We start from the raw sequence: 22801 nt of genomic DNA on the forward strand, positions 1-22801 counted from the left end.
TAAAAATGAAAATAGCAATGTTAACAAATAATTATAAACCATTCGTTGGAGGAGTACCTATATCTATAGAAAGATTATCTAATGGGCTTAGAGAACTCGGACATGAAGTTTATATATTTGCTCCAACTTATGAAAATCAAGTAGAAGAAGAGTATGTTATAAGATATAAGTCAGCTAATTATAAATTTTCAAGTGGAATAGTGATTCCAAATATGTTTGATAAGGAAATAGAAGAAAAGTTCAAATCTTTAAAAATAGATATAATACATGTTCATCATCCAATGATTATGGGACAAACTGCCTTATACTTAGGTAAAAAATATAATATTCCAGTTGCATATACTTACCATACTAGATATGAACAATATCTACATTATATAAAACCTTATAGAGCATTAGAAGAAAATGCAAAGAAAAACGAAGAAAATTATTTTGGAGAGTTTGAAGATTTAGTTCTATATTTTACTAAAGAAAAACTAGTACCTGGACTTATAAAATATTTTACAAATAAATGTGATTTAATATTTGCACCAACAAATATGATGAAAGAGTATTTAATGGATAATAATACAAAAACAAGAATTGAAGTTATGCCTACTGGATTAAATGAAAGCTATTTCAAAGAAGCAAATGAAAATGTAAAAGAAATAAGAAAAAAATACAAGGGAGATAAAAGTCATCTTTTTTGTACAGTATCAAGATTAAGTAAGGAAAAAAATATTGAATTTATTATAGATGGAATTAAATTATTGAAAGATAAAATTGGAAACTCATTTAATACTTTAATAATAGGAGAAGGACCAGAAAAAGAAGATTTAATAAAAAGAGTTAAAGAACTGAATTTAGAGGAAAATATAAAATTCTTAAATAAAATTGATAATAAAGAAATAGGAAATTATTATAAGGCTTGTGATTTATTCCTTTTTGCATCGAAATCTGAAACTCAAGGAATTGTATTACTTGAGGCTATGGCAGCAAAACTTCCAGTAGTCGCAATTAAAGCAAGTGGAGTAGTTGATGTTGTAGTAAATAATAAAAATGGGTATATGACAGATGAAAATATAGATGAATGGTCAGAAAAAGTGAAGGATATTGTAAATAACTATGAGAAAATGAATGAACTTAGATATGGGGCGTATAATGAAGCTTTAAAATATCTAAATTCTAATATAGCGAAAAAAGCTGAATATAATTATGCACATACAATAAAAGAATATTATAACAGAGGATTTAAATATGAACTTAAGGCAAATTAAGGAAACTATAATAAGTAAATTATTTATAGTGTATCTAGAGTTAGTTTTTAAAACAAGTGATATAGTTTTAAATGAATTAAATTTTGATATTAATAATAGTATCATTGGATTTTGGCATGGAGATAGTTATTCAATGAATTTAGTTATAAAGAAGTTAGTTAGTGAGAAATTTAGTTTGAATGTAATTGTTACAGCGGATACGAGAGGAAATTATATAGAAAACGTCCTGAAAAAATATAATGTTAAGGCTTTAAGAATGCCAGATGGAATTAAAATGAAATCATTCTTAAGGGATCTTAAGTTAGTTAGTAAAAAAGAAAATGAATCAGTTGCAATATCATTAGATGGACCATTAGGACCATATCATATTCCTAAAAAAATAGGATTTTCTTTATCAAGAGAAGCTAATAAAAAATTTATTGGAGTTAAATTAGATTACTCAAGAAAGATAAGTTTAAAAAGTAGGTGGGATAAATATATAATTCCACTACCATTTACAACTATAAAGATAAATATTAATGACTTTGGAATGGTTACATTAGAAGACCTTAAGAATTTTAAATATTATAGTGAGAAAATTAAAGAAGCTCTTTAGAAAATCTTTAGAATTAACTAAAGTATATCTTTAGGATTAGAAGATATACTTTAGTTAATGAGATTAATTTAAAGTTTTTATTGTATAATATTTATATTATTACAGAAAAAGAGGGAGTTAAATTATGAAGTCATATAATGTTTTAGTTGTAGAGGATGAAAAGGAAATAGCAGATGCTATAGAAATATATTTAAAAAATCAAGGATATAATGTTTTTAAAGGATACAATGGAATAGAAGGTTTAGAAATTATAAGCAAAGAAGAAATTCATTTAGCAATAGTAGATATAATGATGCCAAGGATGGATGGAATAGCCATGACTATGAAGCTGAGAGAGAAATATGATTTTCCAGTTATTATGCTTTCAGCAAAATCAGAAGAAGTTGATAAAATAATGGGTTTAAACATAGGTGCGGATGATTATGTAACTAAGCCTTTTACACCTTTAGAATTACTAGCTAGAGTTAATTCCCAGCTAAGAAGATATTCAAAATTTCTAAGTTTAGTAGGGGTAGAAAAAGAAAAATCTAATAGCTTTGTAATTGGAGGACTTGAATTAAATGTTGATACAGTTGAATTAACTGTTGATGGAAACCCAGTAAAAATTACTCCAATTGAATTTAAAATACTTCATTTGCTTATGCAAAATCCAGGAAGAGTATTTTCTCCTGAAGAAATATATGAAAGAGTATGGAATGAACAAGCAATCAATACTGATACAATAATGGTTCATGTAAGAAATATAAGAGAAAAAATTGAAATTAATCCTAAAAATCCAAAATATTTAAAGGTGGTGTGGGGAGTTGGATACAAAATTGAAAAGCAGTAAATATAATTATTTTTTAAGTGCAATAGTATATATATTAGTGATTATGACATCAATAGGTTTAGTGGCATCTTACCCTAGAATATCAAAACTTGCAAATGAAAAAGAAAAGCCTTCATATTTTGAAGATTATAATTTTCAAATGGATCTATATAAAGGAAGTTTTGTATTGTATAAGGATCTTCTAGAAAAGGAGCAAAATAAAGATATTCCTGCTGATGAAATCTTTTTTAAAGAATATAAAGGCTATAGTGAAAAGGATATGACTGATTATAGCTTTATAAAGAGAAATATTAATTATGAAATAGGTAATTGGAATAAAGTATTAAAAAGAGAATTAAAGAATTTAGATTATTATATAGTTGATAAAAAAACTAATACTTTTTCTTCAAATACGGAAAAAAAATTAAGTGATTTAATTTTAAATGAAGATAATAAAGAAGTTTTAAATGATTTAGATAATTATTATGGCTATTACATGGTTATTGATTATAATGAGTATGGAGAAATTAGTATAAATAAAATAAAAGGTGCAAGTGAAAATGTAATAAGTACTTTCTTAGATTTTCAGTGGAGAAATTTAATTAATGGAGATAGTGATTTTGTTTTATCAAATCCTAAAAATATAACTATTGTTTATGGTGTACCAAATGATCTTAAATATGTTGATAGAATAAGCAATTATGTTGATAGAGCAGAGAGCTATGGATATGGGGATATAATACTGGTTTATATATTAATAGCTTATATAGCTATAATGTTTATATCGTTAATTATTCCATTTAGAAAATCAAAGGATATTATAGGAGTTAAAAGAATTATTAAGATTCCTTTTGAAATAAGTGTAATTTTAATTACGTTAATAACAACTTTAGTTGCGTTTTCACCTAATATATCCTATTGGACCGTAAACAATGAATGGGTTAAGGAATCACTAGTAAGAGTTGGAATACCATTTGTATTTACAAATTCAATATTAATAATAGGTAATATTGCTTATTGGTTTGTACTATTAATAACAGCTTTTACATCAGTAGTGTTAATTAAATATATATTTAATAAAGGGTTAAAAAACTATATAAAAGAAAATACAATAATATATAAAATATTTAGGCTAATAAAAAGAATATGGGCAAAAATATATGATGAAGTTACAAATATAGATTTAAATGATAAATCTAATAAAATAATAATAAAGATATTAGCAGTTAACTTTATAGCTCTTGCTTTTATGAGTATCATATGGTTTTTAGGCGTAGGTGCAGCTATAATATATACAGTATTTTTATATTTTGTTTTAAGAAAGTATTTTAATGATATAAGGAATAAGTATCAAATATTATTAGAAGCTACAAATAAAATTGCAGAAGGTAATTTAGATGTTACTATAGAAGAAGAACTTGGAGTTTTCGAACCATTAAAAGATGAACTTCAAAAAATACAAAAAGGATTTAAAAATGCAGTTAATGAAGAAGTAAAAAGTCAAAGAATGAAAACAGAGCTTATTTCTAATGTTTCTCATGATTTGAAAACACCGTTAACATCAATAATTACTTATATAGATTTACTAAAGGATGAAAATATAAGTGAAGAAAATAGAAAATTATATTTAGATACATTAGATAGAAAATCCCAAAGGCTGAAGAACTTGATAGAAGATTTATTTGAAGTAAGTAAGGCAACAAGTAAAAATATTCAACTAAATATAGTTAATGTGGATATAGTTTCACTTATGAAGCAAACTCAATTTGAATTAAGTGATAAAATTGAAGAATCATCACTAAAATTTAAGTGGAATTTCCCGGGAAATAAAGTGATAGTTCCATTAGATAGTCAAAAGACTTTTAGAGTATTTGAGAATTTATTAATTAATATAGTTAAGTATTCAATGCAAAACTCAAGAGTATTTATAGATATAATAGATGGAAACGAAGAAGTTTATGTAACATTAAAAAATATGTCAGCAAATGAAATAGATTTTACAGCAGAAGAAATAGTAGAAAGATTTGCTCGTGGAGATAAGTCTAGAAATACAGAAGGATCAGGGCTTGGCTTAGCAATAGCAAAAAGTTTTGTTGAATTACAAGGCGGTACATTAGATATAGAAATAGATGGAGATTTATTTAAAGTAGTATTAAAATTTAAAAAGTAATTAAAAAAATCACTAATATCCTTTATATATTAGTGATTTTTTATAATTTATAGAAAAAGTTTACCGGAAATGTTGAAATAGCTTGTCTATTTAACTATAATAAAAATGGATTTAAAGATTGTAGGAGGATTAACAAATGAGAAATTTTAAAAAATTGTTATCACTTATTTTGATATCAATGTTCTCAGTTATTTTAATTGGATGTGGATCAAATGAAAAAAATGAAGAGGCTTCTATAGAAGATGCAACATTAAAAATTGGTTTAATGCCAGCTGTTGATACAGCACCAATACTTATTGCACAAAAAAATGGGTACTTTAAAGATGCAGGTATAGATGTAGAAATAGAAATTTATAATAATGCTCAAAATAGACAAAGTGCTCTTCAAAGTAATGCTATAGATGGAGCAATGACTGACTTTATAGCTGTTGCTACGAATGTAGATGGTGGGTTTGATATAAAAGCAACAACAATGACAGATGGAATGTTTCCTGTATTAGCTACTGAAGGGGCAACTGATAAAAAGGACATAAAAGTGGGAATGATGGAAGTAAGCGTTTCTAATTACTTAATCGATAAGTGGCTTGGAGATAAATATAATGTAGAAAAGGTATTTATAAATGAAATACCAGCAAGACTTGCAGCTTTAAAAAGTGGTGAAGTTGATATGAGTTTATTCCCAGAACCAGTAGCTTCAAATGGAGAATTACAAGGATTAAAGAAAAATGTTTATGGAATGGATGATGAATTTTCAGCAGATTGTTTAGTTTTTACTGGAAAAGCTATATCTGAAAAACCAAATACTATTAAGGCTTTTCATGAAGCATATAATAAAGCTGTAGAAGAAATAAACAAAAATCCTGAAATAGCAAAAGATATATTAATTGAAAAAATACCAAATACAAATCCTGCTGTAAAAGATATTATGGTATTACCTACATATAAAAAAGCAGCCCTTCCAAGTGATGAGTATTTACAAAGTGTAATAGACTGGACTGAAAAAACTTTGAATAAAGATTTATCAGTAAAGCCAGCTGATTTATTAGAAGGAAAATTTGTAAAGTAGTATGATAAAAATAAGTGATTTAACCGTGAAGTATAAGAATGAAAAAGCTATAGATAGCTTAAGTTTATCTATAGAAAAAGGAAAGACTTATGCAATTATAGGTAAATCAGGATGTGGAAAAACAACCCTGCTATATACTATAGCAGGGCTTATTTCTAATTATGAAGGGAAATTAGAAATAGAAGGAGAAACTTCTTTAATACTACAAAATTTAGGATTATTTAATTGGTTTACAGTATATAAAAATATAGAGCTTGGATTAAATAAGTATAAATTTACAAAAAAACAAAAAGAGAAATTAGTTAATGATGTACTAAAAGAATTAGATTTACTAAGTTTTAAGAATAAATATCCAAAGGAATTAAGTGGAGGACAAAAGCAAAGGGTAGCTATAGCAAGAACAATAATAAGCAACCCAGAAACGCTACTATTGGATGAAGCAACTTCTGCACTAGATTCAATAAACAAGGAAAAAATTCAGGATTTACTTTTAGATATAAAAGATAAGAGAAACAATACGATGATTTTAGTAACACATAGTATTGAAGAAGCTGTTTTTTTAGGTGAGTATATAGTTGTTATGAAGGATGGTAAAATACATAGCATAATTAATAATAGATATTTTGGTGATAAAGATATAAGAAAGAAACAAGAGTACATAGAAATATGTAATGAAGTAAGAGGTAAACTATATGATTAAAGAGCTACTATTAAAAATAATAAAAGGACTCTATGGAGTAATAATTGTAGTTGCTTTATGGTATTTACTAAGTATGTTAATAGGTACTAATATGGTACCATCACCTAAAACTACTATATATGAGCTAATAAGATTATTACAAAATGATTTTATATATCATATTTTATATAGCATGTATAGAATATTGGGAGCTATATTAATATCATTAATTATAGGGATTCCAGTTGGAATTGCTCTTGGACTTAGTAGTTTAGTAGATAAAATAATTTCACCAGTAGTATATCTACTATATCCTATACCTAAAATAGCTTTTTTACCTATATTTATGGTTATGTTTGGAATAGGAGATAAATCTAAAATAATACTTATGGTAACTATAATTGTTTTTCAAATTTTAATAGTTACAAGAGATGCAGTTAAAGAAATTGACAAAGATGTATTAATATCTGCTAGAGTTATGAAATTTAGTAAAAGTGATACTATATTAAAAGTAGTGATGCCTGCAATAGCACCCAAAGTATTTTCTGCTTTAAGAGTAAGTATAGGAATAGCAATTTCTGCTTTATTCTTTAGTGAAAATTATGCAACTAAATATGGAATAGGATATTATATAATGAATTCATGGTCAATGGTTGATTATAAAGGAATGTTTGCTGGAGTATTAGCTCTTAGTATTATGTCTCTTATTATATTTAAAATTATAGATTTATTAGAAAAGAAAATATGTCCATGGAATTAATAAAAACCTAATTAGTATATAGAACATACTTTCTTAAGTATATTTATAACTAATTAGGTTTTTAGTATAAACAATGATTGTATAAATTATTTGATTTAACAAAGTAATAAATATGGCAATAATTATTTAAGTAGAATTCTGTTATATTATTTATATAGTTTACTGCAGTAAACATGCCACCAGCTCCTGGTGCAGCATTATTAGTTACATGATGAGGCATGTGGCAATGCATTGGCTAAATACCAGGATTTTTAGCTATAAATTCAATATCCCATGTTTCTCCCGAAGTAACTAAAATTGTATTTTTATATATTTGAGTTTCCTTTCTTATTGGGAATCCATCGGCACCAACAACTTTAAATTGATGACCATGAAGATGAATTGGATGATGGTGCATTTGAATATTACAAAATCTTACCTTTACAGTATCACCATAACAAACTTCAAGGGAATCAGTTGAAGGATAACACTTACCATTCAGAGTAAAGAAATTAAATTCAGGCATCTTAAATGTTAAGTTATAAGTAACTTTAGTTATATCTCCCCAAGGTAATTCATCAAATGCCCATTCTTGAAGAGCTACTAGATAATCTTTATAATTTTTTCTTTTCTTATTTTGGGGATCCTCACCATATTATATCCTAAGGCTCGTACAAAAAGTCCAGGTATAAGTTCCAGGTTAACTACTTCTGAAACTAAAGTAAAAAGTTTAACGCCATCTTTATAGACATATTCTAAATATTTTATGTCGGGTGTTATTACCATAATAATCTCCATAAAAAATACTTATATTATAATATATTAGTATAAGTATTTTTTGCATAATAAAAGAAAAATAATTTAAAGTATAAACAAATTAAATTCTCTTATTATATTTGAATTTCTTTCTTTTAAACATAGAGACAAATAGTATAGATGCAATCAAAAAGAATAAATATCCAACTAATATTAGTAGGTTATTTTTACTATTAAAGAAAGTGACTTCATAATTAGTCATATTATTTGGAATATTACCATTTATAAATGCATTATCTTTATTATTAGGTGGATCAGCTTCATTTCCTTGATTATCTTTAGTGAATGTATTATTAGTCGGAGAAAATGCATCATTAGAAGGACCCTGCATGCCCATATTTTTATCCTTATTATTCATACCACCTTGACTACCTAAAGAGCTTAAATTCATTGAAGTTTCAATGCTACCATAGCTAGTTGAAGGCTCAGTTCCATCAAGCTGAGCAGATATACTTTTAGCTCTGTCTCTTCCAAAATTCAATAACTCAGGAAGGGAGTTTGTATATTCTTTATAAGTATAAAAAGCTGTAGCATCATTTTCAACGTAATCAGATATAAGTGAATTTACTTTAATGATTGTGTTTTCATAAGTTCCATTATTAACATAATCAACAATATCTTGAAGATATTCATGGTATGTTTCTTTATACTCATCAACTTCTAGTAATTTACCTATTAAAGGGCTATTTTCAAGAGAATCTGTAACTGGACTATCTATTGGGAAATTTATAGCTTTACTAGCACTTCCTATGTAAAATCCACCAAAAGAAAGATTATAATCCCAAGGAAGTATTTCAAATATTCCATTTCTTTCATAAAGATAGTAATTATGTTTCATGTTAGAAGCATAGCTATCTAAATTTACAAGGAAAGTGTTCACTGCAAAATATCTAAGTATTTCATCTATATTAAGATATTCTTCTAAATTAGTTCCTTCATTTAGATTTTTAAGCATTTCAATAACAGTATCTTCATCAGATGAAGTAGTTGTTTTAAATATTGCATTATCAAATATATCAGAATATGAATCTTTATTATCATTAGTGTAAACTAGGTTTCCCCCATTAGAAGATCCCATTCCTCCACCCATCATTCCACCTCTAAAGCCGCTATCTTTAAAGTTGTCATTTCCTTGAGTAGTATTATTTTTATTATTTGAATTTATGTTTTCTATATTTTCCTCATTACCAGTAGGCGGGGTGAAATTTTCTCCATTTTGTTGATTATCCATATTAGGAGGGGGAGGGTTTTCACCATTATTCATTGTAGGCGGAATAGTATTTCTAGTATTGTTGTCGATATTCATATCAGGAGGAGTAAAACTTACTCCATTATCACCATTATTCATATTAGGAGGAACAACATCTTCGCTATTTTCATAATTACCAATAATTAGAGGTGCGAAGTCTTCATTATTAATATTAGGCTTCATATTCTGATTACCTTTACCGCCTATTTCATTGCCTTCAGGTTTATACAGGTTTCCAGATAGTGAACCATAATTTCTCGCTATAAATTCTTCTTCAATTACTTCAACAGCAAAGTATAATCCCCATTCATCCCCATTTATTTTTATATTTGTAAAAGCAAAAGCAGGAGTAGGTACACTCATTTTTTCTAGCAAATCATAAGAAAGGTATTCTTTCATATAGGTTGCATCAAACATTATATTATTTAATGCAATTTTACTTAATCCATCTAAAGTTTGTCCATCCACATATTCATCAAATTTTACTTTAAAACTATATCTATCAGTAGTATTATCACTAGCAACAGAAGAAAGACTAGAATTTCCTTTAGCTCTAATACCAACATTATAATATTTATTTCCGTTAACAGTTATATCGGCATTAACATATTCTTCATTTATAGCATTTACTAAAAGATAATTCCAATTATTCTCATCTACTTCTATATTAACTTCTGTTATTTGATCTTTATTAAAAACAGTATTAACATAAGTAAAGTTGTTGCTAGAGTGGTTAGTATTTATATTATCTATATTTTTAGTATTTATATAAAATATAGTAGTAAACAATATAGTAATAGTTGTTAAAGTAGCTATAATAGCATTTATATATTTATTTGAAATCATATTATTACACCACCTTAAAGGTTAACTCATATAGTCACCATTGTAGCTTACTAAAACAACATTACGAACTCCTTCTAAATGATTTATTTCGTTCACAAATTTAGTTGACATTTCTTTTAATCGTATTTCAACAGTAAGTTCTATTCCGATATCTCCAGAAACTGTTTTAGATTTTATCACATGTTTTTTTACAGATTTATTTATATGTTGCATTGTTAAATATTCACTATTATCATCATCACAATTAACAATTAGTATATAAGGATTGTCAGAGCTTTTTTTATTAACAAATACAAGTAGAATTATTCCAATAAATACTGATCCAAATACAGCTAGAGGTATAAGACCAGCTCCAAGTACAATCCCTGTACTAACTGACCAAAAAACAAAGGCAATATCTAGAGGTTCCTTTATAGCAGATCTAAATCTTACTATTGATAAAGCACCAACCATACCTAGTGATAATATCACATTTGAAGTTACAGCTAAGATTATAAGTGTTGTAACTAAAGTCATTGCAAGTAAAGAAACACCAAAGTTTTCGGAATACATTACACCTCTAAAAGTTTTTTTATAAACTAAAAATATAAATAATCCTATAGCAAAGGCAAGAACAAGAGCTATAACCATATCAAGAATTGAAAAAGTAGAAGCTTTTTCTAAAAAGCTAGATTTAAAAATATCATTAAAAGTCATTTTTGTACCTCCAAATTAAAGTTTATACTGTAAGTAATCTACAAGCTGCATACTTTGATACAGCAGTTTGATTTCGTGTGTTTGTTTGAATTAGATCTTTAATAATCTCTGGTAAAAAATTGTCATATTTTATTTCTAATATTATTGGATTTCCGTCAATTATTCCTGAAGTAGTCAAATTAGAATTGAATAAATCATGAGAATATAATCCGCTTCTGATATTACTGTCAATAGTGATTCTTACATTACCTGCATTAAATATATAAGCTTCTCTAGTATAATCGACGATTGTTTTGGGTTTAAGGCATTGATGTTTTAATTTGCAATAAAATTCTTTTAAAAGTTCATTTTCTGAATTAATTAAAAAATCGATATCACCATTTATGATTTTAATACATTCGTCTTTATTTAAAGGTGAAGATGATTTGTAGCATAATCCATTAGATTTACTTTTCTTTTCAAGTTTAATAAACGAATGATTATTATTATAGAATCTAATTCTAAACTTCTCCCTATTGTTGTATCCATTAATTTTCTCCATTAAGGCTTTATCATTAAAATTATCAAAATATAGACTTCTTATATGATAAATACCATTTTCGCTAGCGTTAGTATCGAGTTTGGCAAAAGCTTTAATTCTATTTTTTAAAGAAATATAGTCAGAGTAATTAATGAATACCTTAATTTCATGTCTTGGCTTTGTCATAAAAGTTCACCTCCTATTCACAAATTGATATTATTATATAAAGCTTAATTTAATCTTAAATTTAATTTTATTTTAAGGTTCATGTGATAAAATTTTATTTAAATTAACAAATACTTAATTAAAGAATAAAAAATAGGAGAAAATTAAAGAAAAGTTAGTTTGATAATTATTAATAAGGAGCTAATATAAGTAATAATAATAAAATTTTATAGATGATTTAAAATAGGGGGAATAAGTATGAAGTTATTATTAGTAGAAGATGAAAGAGAGCTTTCAGAAGCGTTATTTCAAATATTAACAAATAATAAGTATTCAGTTGATGCTGTTTATGATGGAGAGGATGGACTTGATTATGCTTTAACAGGAGTATACGATGTTATAGTTCTGGATACAATGCTACCTAAATTAAATGGATTAAGCTTATTAAAGCAATTAAGAAAATCAGGTATTTCTACACCTGTTATTATGCTGACAGCTAAAAGTCAAATTGAGGATAGAGTTCGAGGTCTTGACTTAGGGGCAGATGATTATTTAACAAAGCCTTTTGCTACAGAAGAGTTACTAGCGCGATTAAGATCTATAACTAGAAGAAAAGGGAATGTTGTAAATGATAATATATTAACATATGGAGATATAAGTTTAAATTTAGATACTTATGATTTAGATGTAAATAATGAGAATATAAGACTGACTTTGAAAGAATTCGAGATAATTAAATATTTTATGGAAAGGCCTAAATGTGTTGTTAGCAAAGATGATTTAATAACAAAACTTTGGGGATTTGATTCGGAGGTTGAATATAACAATATAGAAGTATATATTTCATTTATAAGAAAAAAATTAACTTATTTAAAATCTAATGTAAGTATTGTAACTATAAGGGGAGTAGGATACAGGATGGAGGATAGCATTGTTTGATAAATTAAAGAAGAAATTTATATTAATAAATATGTCATTATTAACTTTAGTTTTTATATTAATTTTTGGGACAATATATATTTCTACTGCTATTAGTATGGATAGAGATTTAGAACATCAATTAAGAGGTGCAATGTTTAATCCTCGTAAGCCTGCAGGACCGGATTCCCCAATGATGGCTGGAAGTATAATTATTGATTTAGATACTGACAATAATATAGCTAATGTATTAACTTTTATGGAAATTGATAAGGAGATTTTAGAGGATGCTGTATATAAAATAATAAAAAGCGATAAACAATTTGATAAAGTAAAATTAGATGGAAATAGTTATGGATATATGAAAGAAACTATAAATAAAGGTATGAAGATAGTGCTTATGAGTAGGGAACCTCAAATAAATGCTTTATCAAGTCTTTTAAGATCATATTTAACTATTGGGAGTATAAGCTTGGTAGGATTGCTTTTTATAAGTATTTATTTAACTAATAGAACTATAAAACCTATAAAAGATAGCTTTGAAAAGCAAAAACAATTTATTGCAGATGCTTCGCATGAGTTAAAAACACCACTTGCAATTATAAGAACAAATATATCTGTAATTTTGGATAATAAAGAAGATAATATAAGTAATCAAATTAAATGGATAAATTATATAAATAATCAAACTGAAAGAATGGCAAAATTAATAGATGAAATGCTATCTTTAGCTAAGCTTGATACAGGTAAAGAACTTATAGAATTTTCAACATTTGATTTAAGTAAACTATTAAACAATATATTATTAACATTTGAAGCTGTTATATTTGAAAATAAAATTGAATTAGAGACAAATATTTTAAACAATGTATTTTTAAAGGGTGATAAAGAAAGTATAAAAAAAGTATTCATAATATTATTAGACAATGCAATAAAGTACACTAATAAAGATGGTAAAATATATGTGGAGCTTAATTTAGATAAAAATAAAATAAGATTGAAAGTTAGAAATACAGGTGAAGGTATAAAAAAAGAAGATTTAAATAAAATATTTGAAAGATTTTATAGAGTAGATACTTCAAGAGCAAGAAAAACTGGAGGGTATGGATTAGGATTATCAATAGCTAAATCTATAGTTGAAAGTCATAATGGAAAAATATATGCTGAAAGCAATATTGAGAAAGATACCACATTTATTATAGAATTTAATATTTAATAGCCTTTTAAAAGCTAAAATAATAAATAATCTTTGTTGAAATTTTTATACTGGAGAGTTAAAATTGTACTAATTAGTCAAATTTGAAATATTATAAGTAGCAAGAGGAAAGATGCAGTATGAAAAATATAGTAAAGATATTCAAGAGAGATTTAAAAAGTATTGTTAAAAATCCAATAGCCTTAATAATTGTAGCTGGTGTATGTGTTATACCAGCTTTATATGCTTGGGTAAATATAAAGGCATGTTGGGACCCATATGGAAATACGAGTACAATACCTATAGCAGTAGTTAATAGTGATAAAGGTGCAGAAGTTTTAGGGGAGCAGCTAAATGTTGGACAAGAGATTATTGAAGAACTTAAAAATAATAAGAATATAGGGTGGAGATTTGTTAGCAAAGAAAATGCTGATTCAGGTGTAATAGATGGTACTTATTTTGCTTCTATAGAAATCCCAGAAAATTTTTCTGAGGATTTGGTTAGTATAACTACAGATAGAAGTAAAAAGGCAGAGATAATTTATAAATTAGATACTAAAGCTAATCCTGTTGCAGGAAAAATAGCTGGAGTAGCAGAAGAAACGTTAGTTGATGAAATAACTACTAATTTTATTGAAACAGTAAATGAAAAAGCTTTTGAAAAAATTGATGGTTATGAAGATAAAATTGATAAAAATAAGATAGATATAATAAAGCTAAAAAATCTTATAATAACTACATCTAAAGAAATAGATTCTATTATAAATATTTTAGATGGGGTAAATTCAAACTCTGAAAATTTAAATAATTATTTAAAAGAAGTTAAATCAACACTACCATTATTAACAAGTGGAATGTCCACTGGTGAGTCTATAATTCAAAATGCAGAAAATTTAATAAAGACAACAACAGATAGCTTTACTAATTCAATTTCTATATTAAGTCAAAACTTAAGTCAAAGTAAGATTAATGTTGATAAAATAATAGCTATTTTAGATAATTTAAAGAATAATGATAATACTGTGGAGATCAATAGTCAATTAGGTAATGCAAAAAATGCAATTAATTTAACTAATAATTCAGTAACTTCAAATATAAAATACTTAGAAGCCGTTAATAAAGAAAAACCAAATGAAACTATATCTCAAAGTATTTCAGATTTAAAAGTATTACAAAATGATATTATTAATCAAGAAAGTTCTTTAGAATCAATTTGGGATGGTTATTCTAGTGGAAATAAAGAAAATGAAGAAGTTATAAATAAGTTAAAAGATAATTTAAAACATATTTCTAGTAATATTGAAAATTTACAAAATAGTTTTGAAAGTGGAACAGCTCCAATATTAAATGATATAAATAATAATTTAATAAATGCTACTAAAAAGGCCTATGAGCTTTTGAATGATTCTCAAAAATCTGTTAGTGGAATAACAAATTTATTAAATACAGCTGAGCAAGGAAGTGGACTAGCATCTACTGTTTCAGGGAATCTTTTAGATGAACTAAAATACTACAGAGATGATATTAAAGCTTTAGGAGAGCAATTATCTAGGGTTAATGATGAGGATTTAAAGAGTATTCTTGCAATATTACAAAGTAATCCAGATTTAATTTCTAATTTTATTGCCGATCCATTTAATATTAAAGAAGTACAGGTATATTCTGTACCTAATTATGGTTCAGCTATGGCTCCTATATACTCAGTTTTAGCAATATGGGTTGGAGGCTTAATATTAACTTCAATTTTAAAAACTGAAGCCCCTAAAATTGATTGGGGAAATGAGCCTAATATAAGAGAAAAATATTTTGGAAAGATGTTTACCTTTGTATTATTAGCAGCAATACAAGGATTAATAATAGCTGTAGGTAATATATTCTTACTAAATGTATATTCAGTTTCTCCTATTTTAATGGTCATTTTTTCAGTATTATCAGCAATAACATTTTCTATAATTATTTTTACAAATGTATCTCTACTTGGAAATGTTGGAAAGGCTATAAATATTGTTTTTATGATAGTTCAATTAGCTGGTTGTGGTGGAAGTTATCCAGTACAGGTAGATCCGCTTATTTTTAGAATTATACAGCCATTTTTCCCATTTACTTATGCAGTAGGTGGGTTTAGGGAGGCTATTGCCGGACCACTTATAAGTAGTGTAATTCTAGACATAAGTATTTTATTACTATTCTCAATACTATATGTAATATTAGGTTTTATATTTAAGCCAAGATTAAAGAGTGTAGTAAAGAAATTTGAGAAGAAATTCCATGAGTCTGGAATAGGAGAATAGTGAGGTTATATTATGAAGATGTTATTTAAAATATTTAAAAGAGATTTATTTAAAATTAAAAAAAATTATGCAGCAATAGTTATAGTTATAGGGCTTTGTATTATTCCTTCATTGTATGCATGGATAAACATATTAGCATGTTGGGATCCGTATGCTAATACAGGTAATTTACCAGTTGCTGTAGTTAATAAAGACGAAGGTGCAGTGATAAATTCTAAGGAAATAAATGTAGGTGAACAAGTTATAGAAAATCTAAAAGAAAATAAATCTATTAAATGGGAAATAATAGATGAATGGCAAGCAAATAATGCTTTAAATCAAGGAACATATTATGCAATAATAGAAATACCGCAAAATTTCTCAAATGGATTAGTTAGTTTAACAACTAGTAATCCTAAAAAGCCTAATATAATATATAAAGTAAATGAAAAAGCAAATGCAATAGCAACTAAAATAACTAATGTAGCTAAGGATAAGTTGACAAAAGAAATAAAATTAAATTTTGTGGAAACTGTAAATGAAGAAGCATTTAATGAGTTAAATAAGTTAGGGTTACATTTAGATAATAATCGTTCAAAGGTATTAGCTATAAAAGATGTAGTTAATACAGCTGAAAGTGATTTATCAAGTATACAAGCTTTTATAAATACTTCAGCTAAAAACTCTGAAGATCTAAAGAAATATATTTATAGTATGAAAAATGACTTGCCTATTATTACAGAGCAAATAAATGATTTACAAAAGGCAACGGAATCAATAAAGGATTTAGTAAATGAAAATAGAAATAATTTAAATACTATAAATAATGATATAAATAGTAATATTATAGAACTACAATCTTTAGTAAGGGAAATAAATAATTCATTAACTAGCATTAAGTTATCATCTGGGATTAAAGATGAAATAAATAAAAAATTAGGTAAAGCTAATAATTATATTAATAAAATGAAAGATATAGTTGATATATCAATAAAAGAAATAAATGAAATTAATGATGTTTTAAATAATGCAGGTTTGAATAATTTAGTAAATGAACTAAATAATTTGAATAGCCTTTTATCTAGTGAGGAAAAATCTATAATTGAGTTGAAGCAATTAGCAAACAATGGAACAGTAGAAGAGTTGAATAAAAAAATAGATGCAGTTATTAAATCTAATGATGAGTTAATGAATAACGTAGTTATTATTTCAAATAACTATTATAAAAATAGTAATAATATTATTAATAATATTTCTAAAGAGTACACAAAAAATTTAGATATTTTAAACTCTATACTTGAAACTTCAAAAATAATAGCACCTCAATTAGATGCATTAGCAAACTATGGAATAGCATCTAGTAATGAATCAATTAAGGATTCAGAGGAGTTAAGTAGAAAGATATCTGACATTCAAGAAAGTGTTTCTGATTTATCTTCAAAGTTAGAGAATTTAAATGGAGATAGTTTGAATCAAATAATAGAATTGCTTACTAAAGATTCTAGTGAAATAGCTGATTTTATATCATCACCAATAAATGTTAAGCAGGTCGATGTTTATGGGGAAGGTATATTTGGTGTAGGTCTTACTCCATTCTATTCAGTTTTAGCAATTTGGGTAGGAGCTCTTTTAGCTGGAGCGTTATTAACAACAAAATGTGAGGATTTTAATGATGGAAATGAACCTAATATGATGCAAAGACATTTTGGGAAAATGTTATTATTTTTAAGTATAAGTTTAATTCAATCATTTATAATAGTTTTAGGAGACTGGTTACTTCTTAAGGTCCCAGTTTATAATGTCCCTTTATTATTTGGATTAGCAATGTTAACATCAATTACTTTTACTATTATAATCTTTACTTTAGTTTCTATTTTAGGAAATGTAGGTAAAGCTATAGCTGTTATAATAATGGTATTCCAAATAGCAGGTGCAGGGGGAATATATCCTATTCAAACAAATCCAGAAATATTTGGGATGTTGTATCCACTTTGGCCATTTACTTATTCAATAAATTCATTTAGAGAAGCAATATCAGGTCCAGTTTGGGAAAATGTTTGGATAAGTGTTAGAGCATTATTAGTTTATTGCATAATTTTTATTACTCTTTCAATTTTAAAGAAACCATTGCATAAGATAACTCACTTTATGGAACATAAGTTTGAAGAGTCGAATTTATAATATAAAAGAACAGCAGTATAAAGTTTAAAATTAAAAATAGAGGACTTTTAATTTTAATGAAGGAGAATATTTATGAATGATAGAGGTTATATAGAAAAAGAAACAAAGTTAGTTTATAGCTATATATTACAAGATAATGAGAAATTTGATAACAAAAAACAATTATATGCAAGAATATTCAATAGCATAAAAACTACAGCACAATGTGATATTGGTGGAATTGAAACACTGGATTTATCGTTAAGTGAAATAAAAGAAATTATAAAAAATGTGGTTGAAAACTATAAGGAAGATTAGTACTATGTCAAATATATTTAACCATAGTTTATTAATAAAGGAAAAACTCAGCTTTGGCTGAGTTTTCTTGTTAATTTTAAGTTTTTACAGTTAGTTTTTTAGTTAATAGTGAATAATAATATCTATAAGATCATTATAAAAGTTCCAATTGTAATAAATACTCCACCTAAAACTGTTTTAACTGTAAGAGCTTCTTTTAAAATTACAAAAGCTAATATCATGGTTATTACAACACTAAATTTATCTATTGGAACTACTTTTGCAGCTTCTCCTATTTGAAGAGCCTTATAATAGAATAGCCAGGATAGGCCAGTAGCTATACCAGATAAAATTAAGAAAATCCAGCTTTTTTGACTTATGTTATTAATTTGATTTAAGCTACCATTAATAAAAACTATTCCCCAAGCCATCACTAAGACTACAACAGTACGTATTGCAGTAGCTAAGTTTGAATTTATGTTTTCTATTCCTATTTTAGCTAAAATAGATGTAAGTGCAGCAAAAAAAGCTGATAGTAATGCATAAATAACCCACATATTAGCAACTCCTTTAATATTAAATTTTTTTAGCAATATAGAATCCTCCATGAAATATATAGTTATAATTTAATTATATAATACCATTAAATATACAAAAAGGTGATGATAAATATATGAAAATAGGAATTATTTCAGATACACATAATTTATTGCGAGAAGAAGTAATAGGATATTTAAATAGTTGTGACTTAATAATACATGCAGGATATATTTGTAATAAGGCAATATTATTAAAGCTTAATAGTATTGCCAAAACAGTTGCTGTGAAAGGTAATAATGATAATGAGATTTTTGAAGATATATTGAATAAAGAGGAACTATTAGAAATAGGGGGAAAGAAACTATGTTGTGCATGAGAAAAATAATATAAATGCTAATTTAGAAGAAGTTGATATTATAATATATGGTCATTCACATAAATATAGTTTAGATATAAATGAGAATATTATATATCTTAATCCAGGAAGTTGTGGAAGAAAGAGGTTTTTATTGCCTTTAACTATGGCTATTATGAATATTATAAATGGAAAAGTACAAATAGAAAAAATAGATATAAATAATTAAAAAACATACATATAATATAAATTTAAAGCATTATATATAGTAAAGCTATATTTAAATATTAATTATAATTTAATAATATTTAATACTTAAAAAACTATTAAGATTAAAGAAAAAAAGAGGAGAACGGTAGGAGAGTATAGAAATAGTAACTGTATCAAATTTTGTGGAGGGGGTAGTATGGTATTATCAACTAATCCGGCAGTTAGGCTATACGAGATCTTAAGTAAATCAAAAGAGTTTTGTAGTAGTAATGCGAACAAACAAAGTAGATTTAGAACGGTAGAATCAGTTCTTGCTCAGGTTTTCGATTTAGATATAAACGATGAAGAGAAAATATTTAAATCTATAATACAAATTATTGAAATGATAGAAAATATAAAAAAACTGACTAATAAGATTGAAAGCAATTCAAAAGATCAATTAGTAAAATCACTTACTAATTTTGAAAAGAAAATTATGGCTATAGGATTAGAAGATGATATACACAAGTTAGATGTTATAATCACAAAGGAAATATTGATATCCATAAATGGAATAGCATTAGCTTTAGATGTATGCAATCAATATAGAAATATTGAAGAAGAGAATTTAATGAAATTTAAAGAAAAGATACAGGTATTAATAGAAGAGTTAGAAGAATTAGAAGTAAATGAGGAACTAAAGTTATTTTTAAATAATGTACTTAGTGATTTATATTATAAAATAGAAGAGTATAAAATATACGGAATAGATGGATTAAAAACCTCTATAGAACAAGGACTTGGAAGCATAATGCTTAATAAAAATATTTGTGAAGAGGCATCTAAAAATCAAAGGTTTAAAGAAAATATAAAAAAGGTTTTAAGTTTGCTTACAAGTATTAATACTACTATTTCCTTTGTTAAAAATATAATACCAATAGCACAAGATGCAAGTGACATAGTAAATAGATTATTAGGATAGAAAAATAATAAATGTTATAGATATGTATATAGTTGATTAATGAGAAATACCGTTTATTTTATAAACGGTATTTTCTTTGATTATTAAAATTTATTTATATGTTGTATGAGTAGATGGTTCATTTTCACCATATGGAGTTTTTTCATTAGCTTTATTTTTAATTCTCTTATCATAATTAGGTGATGATGGATTAGTAATATCGTTAGAATTTTTGTTTTTCATTTTAAGGCCTCCTAAATTATTATTATCAATAATAGAATTCCCTTATTAATAGAAAATATTATTTTATAATTTAGAATAGTAGAATGGCTTTATTGAATTATTTAAATTCAATAGTATTTATAAATCAATCAATTTTTATTAAAACTAAGATGTTTGTATAAATTTAATTCTGTATTTTAATTAAATGATTTTGTTGACTATTTAAAGTAATATCAATGAAAATTATGTAAATAATTAATTGTATTAAGTATATAAACTTGATATATAATTGAATATAGTAGAAAATAAGAAAAAAATGGATTTGTAATTTGGAGGAAATATGGATACAAAGAAAATTTTTATAATAGAAGATGAGGAAAAAATAAGAAATGAATTATGTACATTTTTAAATAAATATGGATATGAAACTAGATATTCTTTAGATTTTGAAAATATATTAGAAGAATTCATGAAAGATAAATATCATTTAGTGTTATTAGATATTAATTTACCATATTATGATGGTTATTATATATGTAGAGAAATTAGAAAAAGAAGTTCTATACCAATAATAGTTGTTACTAGTAGAGATAGTGAAGTAGATGAATTGATGAGTATGAATTTAGGTGCAGATGATTTTATAACAAAGCCATATAACACTCAAATACTTCTAGCTAGGATTTCTTCAATAATAAGAAGAGCTTATAATAATTCTGATTCAGAAGTACTAGAGTATAGAGGCTTGATACATAATTTATCTACAAGTGAAGCTGAGTTCGATAATAAAAGAATAGAATTAAGTAAAAACGAAAGCAGAATATTGTATGTATTAATAAAGAATAAAGAAAAGATAGTATCAAGAAATGAAATAATTGAATCATTATGGCAATCTGATGAGTTTGTTGATGATAATACATTAACAGTGAATATAAATCGATTAAGAAAAAAACTAGAAGAAATAGGTGCAATAGATTATTTAAAAACTAAGAGAGGGCAAGGATATATACTAATATGCGATTAATAGATTTTATTAAAGAAAGAATATTATTTGTTGTAATAAGTATAGGTATATTAATTTTTAATTCAATATTACTTACTGCTCTAAATGTAGATTTATATGCAATTATATTTATATTTATCTTTAATTGTATTGGAATATTAATATTTCATATTTATGATTATCTTAATAAGAAAAAGTATTATGATGAGTTAATTTCTAATTTAGATGTGTTAGATAAAAAATATTTAATTTCAGAAATTTTAGAAGAAGGAAGCTTTTTAGATAGTAAAATTTTATATTATGCAATTAAGGAAGCTGCAAAATCAATGAATGATGAAATAGCTTCTTTAAAAATAAGTAATAATGAGTACAGAGAATATATAGAACTCTGGGTTCATGAAATAAAAACTCCAATTTCAAGTTGTAAATTACTTATAGAGAATAATAAATCTGAATTAACTAAAAGTATAGATGAGGAAATAGATAAAGTTGAAAACTATATTGAGCAAGTGCTTTTTTATACAAGGAGCAATGCTTTAGAAAAGGATTATATAATAAAAGAATTAAATTTAAAAAATTCTGTAAATAAGGTCATAAAAAGAAATGCTAATATCTTAATAGAAAGAAAAATAAAAATTGAAACTAAGGATTTAGATGTAACTGTGTATTCAGATAGTAAATGGATTGAGTTTATTATTAATCAAATTGTATCTAATTCTATAAAATATATTGGAAGTAATGAATGTAAAATAAAGTTTTATACAAATAAATTAGGAGATAATATTGTTTTACATATTGAAGATACTGGAATTGGAATGAATGAAAGTGATGTAAGTAAGGCTTTTGAAAAAGGATATACAGGAGAAAATGGACGCAAATTTGGAAAATCAACTGGGATAGGGCTATATTTATGTAAAAAGCTAGCAATGAAACTTGGACTTGGGATAAAGTTAACTTCAGAGCAAAATGGTGGAACTAAAGTATCAATAACATTTCCTATAAATAGAATGATGATTTTTGAAAATTAATTTTAAAATATTATTATATTACAAAAGTGTAAGTTTCCTGTTATGTTCTTCAATGGATTAA

The 22801-nt window shown here is 25.6% G+C and carries 22 protein-coding genes and 1 pseudogene; 16 read left to right on the forward strand and 7 right to left on the reverse strand.

Annotated features, from left to right (window positions below; all coding sequences use genetic code 11):
- Positions 1–5 precede the first annotated feature (5 nt).
- The 7 genes from CSBG_RS05360 (at position 6) to CSBG_RS05390 (ending at position 7334) form a co-directional block, all read left to right on the forward strand.
- Positions 6–1256 (forward strand): glycosyltransferase, encoded by a 1251-nt coding sequence (locus CSBG_RS05360; RefSeq protein WP_008677727.1) that lies wholly within the window; start codon positions 6–8, stop codon positions 1254–1256.
- The gene (locus CSBG_RS05365; protein ID WP_008677728.1) at positions 1237–1851 is read left to right on the forward strand and encodes a hypothetical protein; all 615 of its coding nucleotides are present in this window, start codon (positions 1237–1239) and stop codon (positions 1849–1851) included. The genes CSBG_RS05360 and CSBG_RS05365 overlap by 20 nt, the downstream gene beginning before the upstream one ends.
- A 124-nt stretch (positions 1852–1975) precedes the next feature.
- On the forward strand, positions 1976–2680 hold the full coding sequence (locus tag CSBG_RS05370) for a response regulator transcription factor (protein WP_008677729.1): 705 nt from the start codon (positions 1976–1978) through the stop codon (positions 2678–2680).
- Positions 2655–4829: a sensor histidine kinase gene (locus tag CSBG_RS05375; protein WP_008677730.1), complete on the forward strand. Its 2175-nt coding sequence runs from the start codon at positions 2655–2657 to the stop codon at positions 4827–4829. Before CSBG_RS05370 ends, CSBG_RS05375 begins: the two co-directional genes overlap by 26 nt.
- 136 nt (positions 4830–4965) lie before the next feature.
- Positions 4966–5895 carry an ABC transporter substrate-binding protein gene (locus CSBG_RS05380; protein WP_008677732.1) on the forward strand — a complete coding sequence of 310 codons (930 nt, stop codon included), beginning with the start codon at positions 4966–4968 and terminating at the stop codon, positions 5893–5895.
- A gap of 1 nt (position 5896) precedes the next feature.
- Positions 5897–6595, forward strand: coding sequence for an ABC transporter ATP-binding protein (locus CSBG_RS05385; protein WP_008677734.1), 699 nt, complete (start codon positions 5897–5899; stop codon positions 6593–6595).
- Positions 6588–7334 (forward strand): ABC transporter permease, encoded by a 747-nt coding sequence (locus CSBG_RS05390; RefSeq protein ID WP_008677736.1) that lies wholly within the window; start codon positions 6588–6590, stop codon positions 7332–7334. The genes CSBG_RS05385 and CSBG_RS05390 overlap by 8 nt, the downstream gene beginning before the upstream one ends.
- Before the next feature lie 235 nt (positions 7335–7569).
- Here the strand turns inward: CSBG_RS05390 and CSBG_RS18685 are convergent, their stop codons facing one another.
- The 5 genes from CSBG_RS18685 to CSBG_RS05415 form a co-directional block, all read right to left on the reverse strand.
- Positions 7570–7839, reverse strand: coding sequence for a multicopper oxidase domain-containing protein (locus CSBG_RS18685; protein WP_242825267.1), 270 nt, complete (start codon positions 7837–7839; stop codon positions 7570–7572).
- 77 nt (positions 7840–7916) lie between these two features.
- A complete protein-coding gene (locus CSBG_RS18690; RefSeq protein ID WP_008677737.1) occupies positions 7917–8099 on the reverse strand; it encodes a hypothetical protein in 183 nt (60 codons plus the stop codon).
- A gap of 91 nt (positions 8100–8190) precedes the next feature.
- Positions 8191–10224, reverse strand: coding sequence for a CotH kinase family protein (locus CSBG_RS05405; protein ID WP_008677739.1), 2034 nt, complete (start codon positions 10222–10224; stop codon positions 8191–8193).
- Between the two features lie 21 nt (positions 10225–10245).
- On the reverse strand, positions 10246–10920 hold the full coding sequence (locus CSBG_RS05410; RefSeq protein WP_008677741.1) for a DUF4956 domain-containing protein: 675 nt from the start codon (positions 10918–10920) through the stop codon (positions 10246–10248).
- Between the two features lie 22 nt (positions 10921–10942).
- Entirely contained in the window at positions 10943–11626 is a 684-nt protein-coding gene (locus CSBG_RS05415) for a polyphosphate polymerase domain-containing protein (protein ID WP_008677743.1), read from the reverse strand.
- A 237-nt stretch (positions 11627–11863) separates the two neighbouring features.
- On the opposite strand from CSBG_RS05415, the gene CSBG_RS05420 reads away from it, so the two are divergent.
- From CSBG_RS05420 to CSBG_RS05440, 5 genes are all read left to right on the forward strand, one after another.
- Positions 11864–12544: a response regulator transcription factor gene (locus CSBG_RS05420; RefSeq protein WP_008677744.1), complete on the forward strand. Its 681-nt coding sequence runs from the start codon at positions 11864–11866 to the stop codon at positions 12542–12544.
- Positions 12537–13739 (forward strand): ATP-binding protein, encoded by a 1203-nt coding sequence (locus tag CSBG_RS05425; RefSeq protein ID WP_008677746.1) that lies wholly within the window; start codon positions 12537–12539, stop codon positions 13737–13739. The genes CSBG_RS05420 and CSBG_RS05425 overlap by 8 nt, the downstream gene beginning before the upstream one ends.
- A 119-nt stretch (positions 13740–13858) precedes the next feature.
- Positions 13859–16009 carry a YhgE/Pip domain-containing protein gene (locus tag CSBG_RS05430; protein ID WP_008677749.1) on the forward strand — a complete coding sequence of 717 codons (2151 nt, stop codon included), beginning with the start codon at positions 13859–13861 and terminating at the stop codon, positions 16007–16009.
- Between the two features lie 12 nt (positions 16010–16021).
- The gene (locus CSBG_RS05435; protein WP_008677751.1) at positions 16022–18169 is read left to right on the forward strand and encodes a YhgE/Pip domain-containing protein; all 2148 of its coding nucleotides are present in this window, start codon (positions 16022–16024) and stop codon (positions 18167–18169) included.
- A gap of 72 nt (positions 18170–18241) precedes the next feature.
- The gene (locus CSBG_RS05440) at positions 18242–18466 is read left to right on the forward strand and encodes a hypothetical protein (protein ID WP_008677752.1); all 225 of its coding nucleotides are present in this window, start codon (positions 18242–18244) and stop codon (positions 18464–18466) included.
- Positions 18467–18588: 122 nt separating this feature from the next.
- Here CSBG_RS05440 and CSBG_RS05445 read toward each other — a convergent pair whose 3' ends face one another.
- Positions 18589–19002, reverse strand: coding sequence for an EamA family transporter (locus CSBG_RS05445; protein ID WP_035285684.1), 414 nt, complete (start codon positions 19000–19002; stop codon positions 18589–18591).
- 116 nt (positions 19003–19118) lie between these two features.
- Between CSBG_RS05445 and CSBG_RS19025 the strand changes: the two are divergent.
- A pseudogene (locus CSBG_RS19025) lies at positions 19119–19569 on the forward strand (metallophosphoesterase family protein).
- Positions 19570–19746: 177 nt separating this feature from the next.
- Positions 19747–20511, forward strand: a complete 765-nt coding sequence (locus tag CSBG_RS05455) for a hypothetical protein (RefSeq protein ID WP_008677756.1) — start codon at positions 19747–19749, stop codon at positions 20509–20511.
- Between the two features lie 90 nt (positions 20512–20601).
- Here CSBG_RS05455 and CSBG_RS18925 read toward each other — a convergent pair whose 3' ends face one another.
- A complete protein-coding gene (locus CSBG_RS18925) occupies positions 20602–20733 on the reverse strand; it encodes a hypothetical protein (RefSeq protein WP_008677759.1) in 132 nt (43 codons plus the stop codon).
- A gap of 319 nt (positions 20734–21052) precedes the next feature.
- On the opposite strand from CSBG_RS18925, the gene CSBG_RS05460 reads away from it, so the two are divergent.
- Together CSBG_RS05460 and CSBG_RS05465 are read left to right on the forward strand one after the other, a co-directional pair.
- A complete protein-coding gene (locus CSBG_RS05460; protein WP_008677761.1) occupies positions 21053–21733 on the forward strand; it encodes a response regulator transcription factor in 681 nt (226 codons plus the stop codon).
- Positions 21724–22740 (forward strand): sensor histidine kinase, encoded by a 1017-nt coding sequence (locus CSBG_RS05465; protein WP_008677764.1) that lies wholly within the window; start codon positions 21724–21726, stop codon positions 22738–22740. Before CSBG_RS05460 ends, CSBG_RS05465 begins: the two co-directional genes overlap by 10 nt.
- The last annotated feature ends 61 nt before the right edge of the window (positions 22741–22801 follow it).

It is taken from the genome of Clostridium sp. 7_2_43FAA (genome assembly GCF_000158375.2).
Classification (GTDB): domain Bacteria; phylum Bacillota; class Clostridia; order Clostridiales; family Clostridiaceae; genus Clostridium; species Clostridium tertium.

What these genes read in the sequence shown, in the direction of transcription:
- CSBG_RS05360 (WP_008677727.1), top strand. Translation starts at nt 6, where the DNA reads ATGAAAATAGCAATGTTAACAAATAATTATAAACCATTCGTTGGAGGA.
- CSBG_RS05365 (WP_008677728.1), top strand. Translation starts at nt 1,237, where the DNA reads ATGAACTTAAGGCAAATTAAGGAAACTATAATAAGTAAATTATTTATA.
- CSBG_RS05370 (WP_008677729.1), top strand. Translation starts at nt 1,976, where the DNA reads ATGAAGTCATATAATGTTTTAGTTGTAGAGGATGAAAAGGAAATAGCA.
- CSBG_RS05380 (WP_008677732.1), top strand. Translation starts at nt 4,966, where the DNA reads ATGAGAAATTTTAAAAAATTGTTATCACTTATTTTGATATCAATGTTC.
- CSBG_RS05385 (WP_008677734.1), top strand. Translation starts at nt 5,897, where the DNA reads ATGATAAAAATAAGTGATTTAACCGTGAAGTATAAGAATGAAAAAGCT.
- CSBG_RS05390 (WP_008677736.1), top strand. Translation starts at nt 6,588, where the DNA reads ATGATTAAAGAGCTACTATTAAAAATAATAAAAGGACTCTATGGAGTA.
- CSBG_RS18685 (WP_242825267.1), bottom strand. Translation starts at nt 7,839, where the DNA reads ATGCCTGAATTTAATTTCTTTACTCTGAATGGTAAGTGTTATCCTTCA.
- CSBG_RS18690 (WP_008677737.1), bottom strand. Translation starts at nt 8,099, where the DNA reads ATGGTAATAACACCCGACATAAAATATTTAGAATATGTCTATAAAGAT.
- CSBG_RS05405 (WP_008677739.1), bottom strand. Translation starts at nt 10,224, where the DNA reads ATGATTTCAAATAAATATATAAATGCTATTATAGCTACTTTAACAACT.
- CSBG_RS05410 (WP_008677741.1), bottom strand. Translation starts at nt 10,920, where the DNA reads ATGACTTTTAATGATATTTTTAAATCTAGCTTTTTAGAAAAAGCTTCT.
- CSBG_RS05415 (WP_008677743.1), bottom strand. Translation starts at nt 11,626, where the DNA reads ATGACAAAGCCAAGACATGAAATTAAGGTATTCATTAATTACTCTGAC.
- CSBG_RS05420 (WP_008677744.1), top strand. Translation starts at nt 11,864, where the DNA reads ATGAAGTTATTATTAGTAGAAGATGAAAGAGAGCTTTCAGAAGCGTTA.
- CSBG_RS05430 (WP_008677749.1), top strand. Translation starts at nt 13,859, where the DNA reads ATGAAAAATATAGTAAAGATATTCAAGAGAGATTTAAAAAGTATTGTT.
- CSBG_RS05435 (WP_008677751.1), top strand. Translation starts at nt 16,022, where the DNA reads ATGAAGATGTTATTTAAAATATTTAAAAGAGATTTATTTAAAATTAAA.
- CSBG_RS05440 (WP_008677752.1), top strand. Translation starts at nt 18,242, where the DNA reads ATGAATGATAGAGGTTATATAGAAAAAGAAACAAAGTTAGTTTATAGC.
- CSBG_RS05445 (WP_035285684.1), bottom strand. Translation starts at nt 19,002, where the DNA reads ATGTGGGTTATTTATGCATTACTATCAGCTTTTTTTGCTGCACTTACA.
- CSBG_RS05455 (WP_008677756.1), top strand. Translation starts at nt 19,747, where the DNA reads ATGGTATTATCAACTAATCCGGCAGTTAGGCTATACGAGATCTTAAGT.
- CSBG_RS18925 (WP_008677759.1), bottom strand. Translation starts at nt 20,733, where the DNA reads ATGAAAAACAAAAATTCTAACGATATTACTAATCCATCATCACCTAAT.
- CSBG_RS05460 (WP_008677761.1), top strand. Translation starts at nt 21,053, where the DNA reads ATGGATACAAAGAAAATTTTTATAATAGAAGATGAGGAAAAAATAAGA.
- CSBG_RS05465 (WP_008677764.1), top strand. Translation starts at nt 21,724, where the DNA reads ATGCGATTAATAGATTTTATTAAAGAAAGAATATTATTTGTTGTAATA.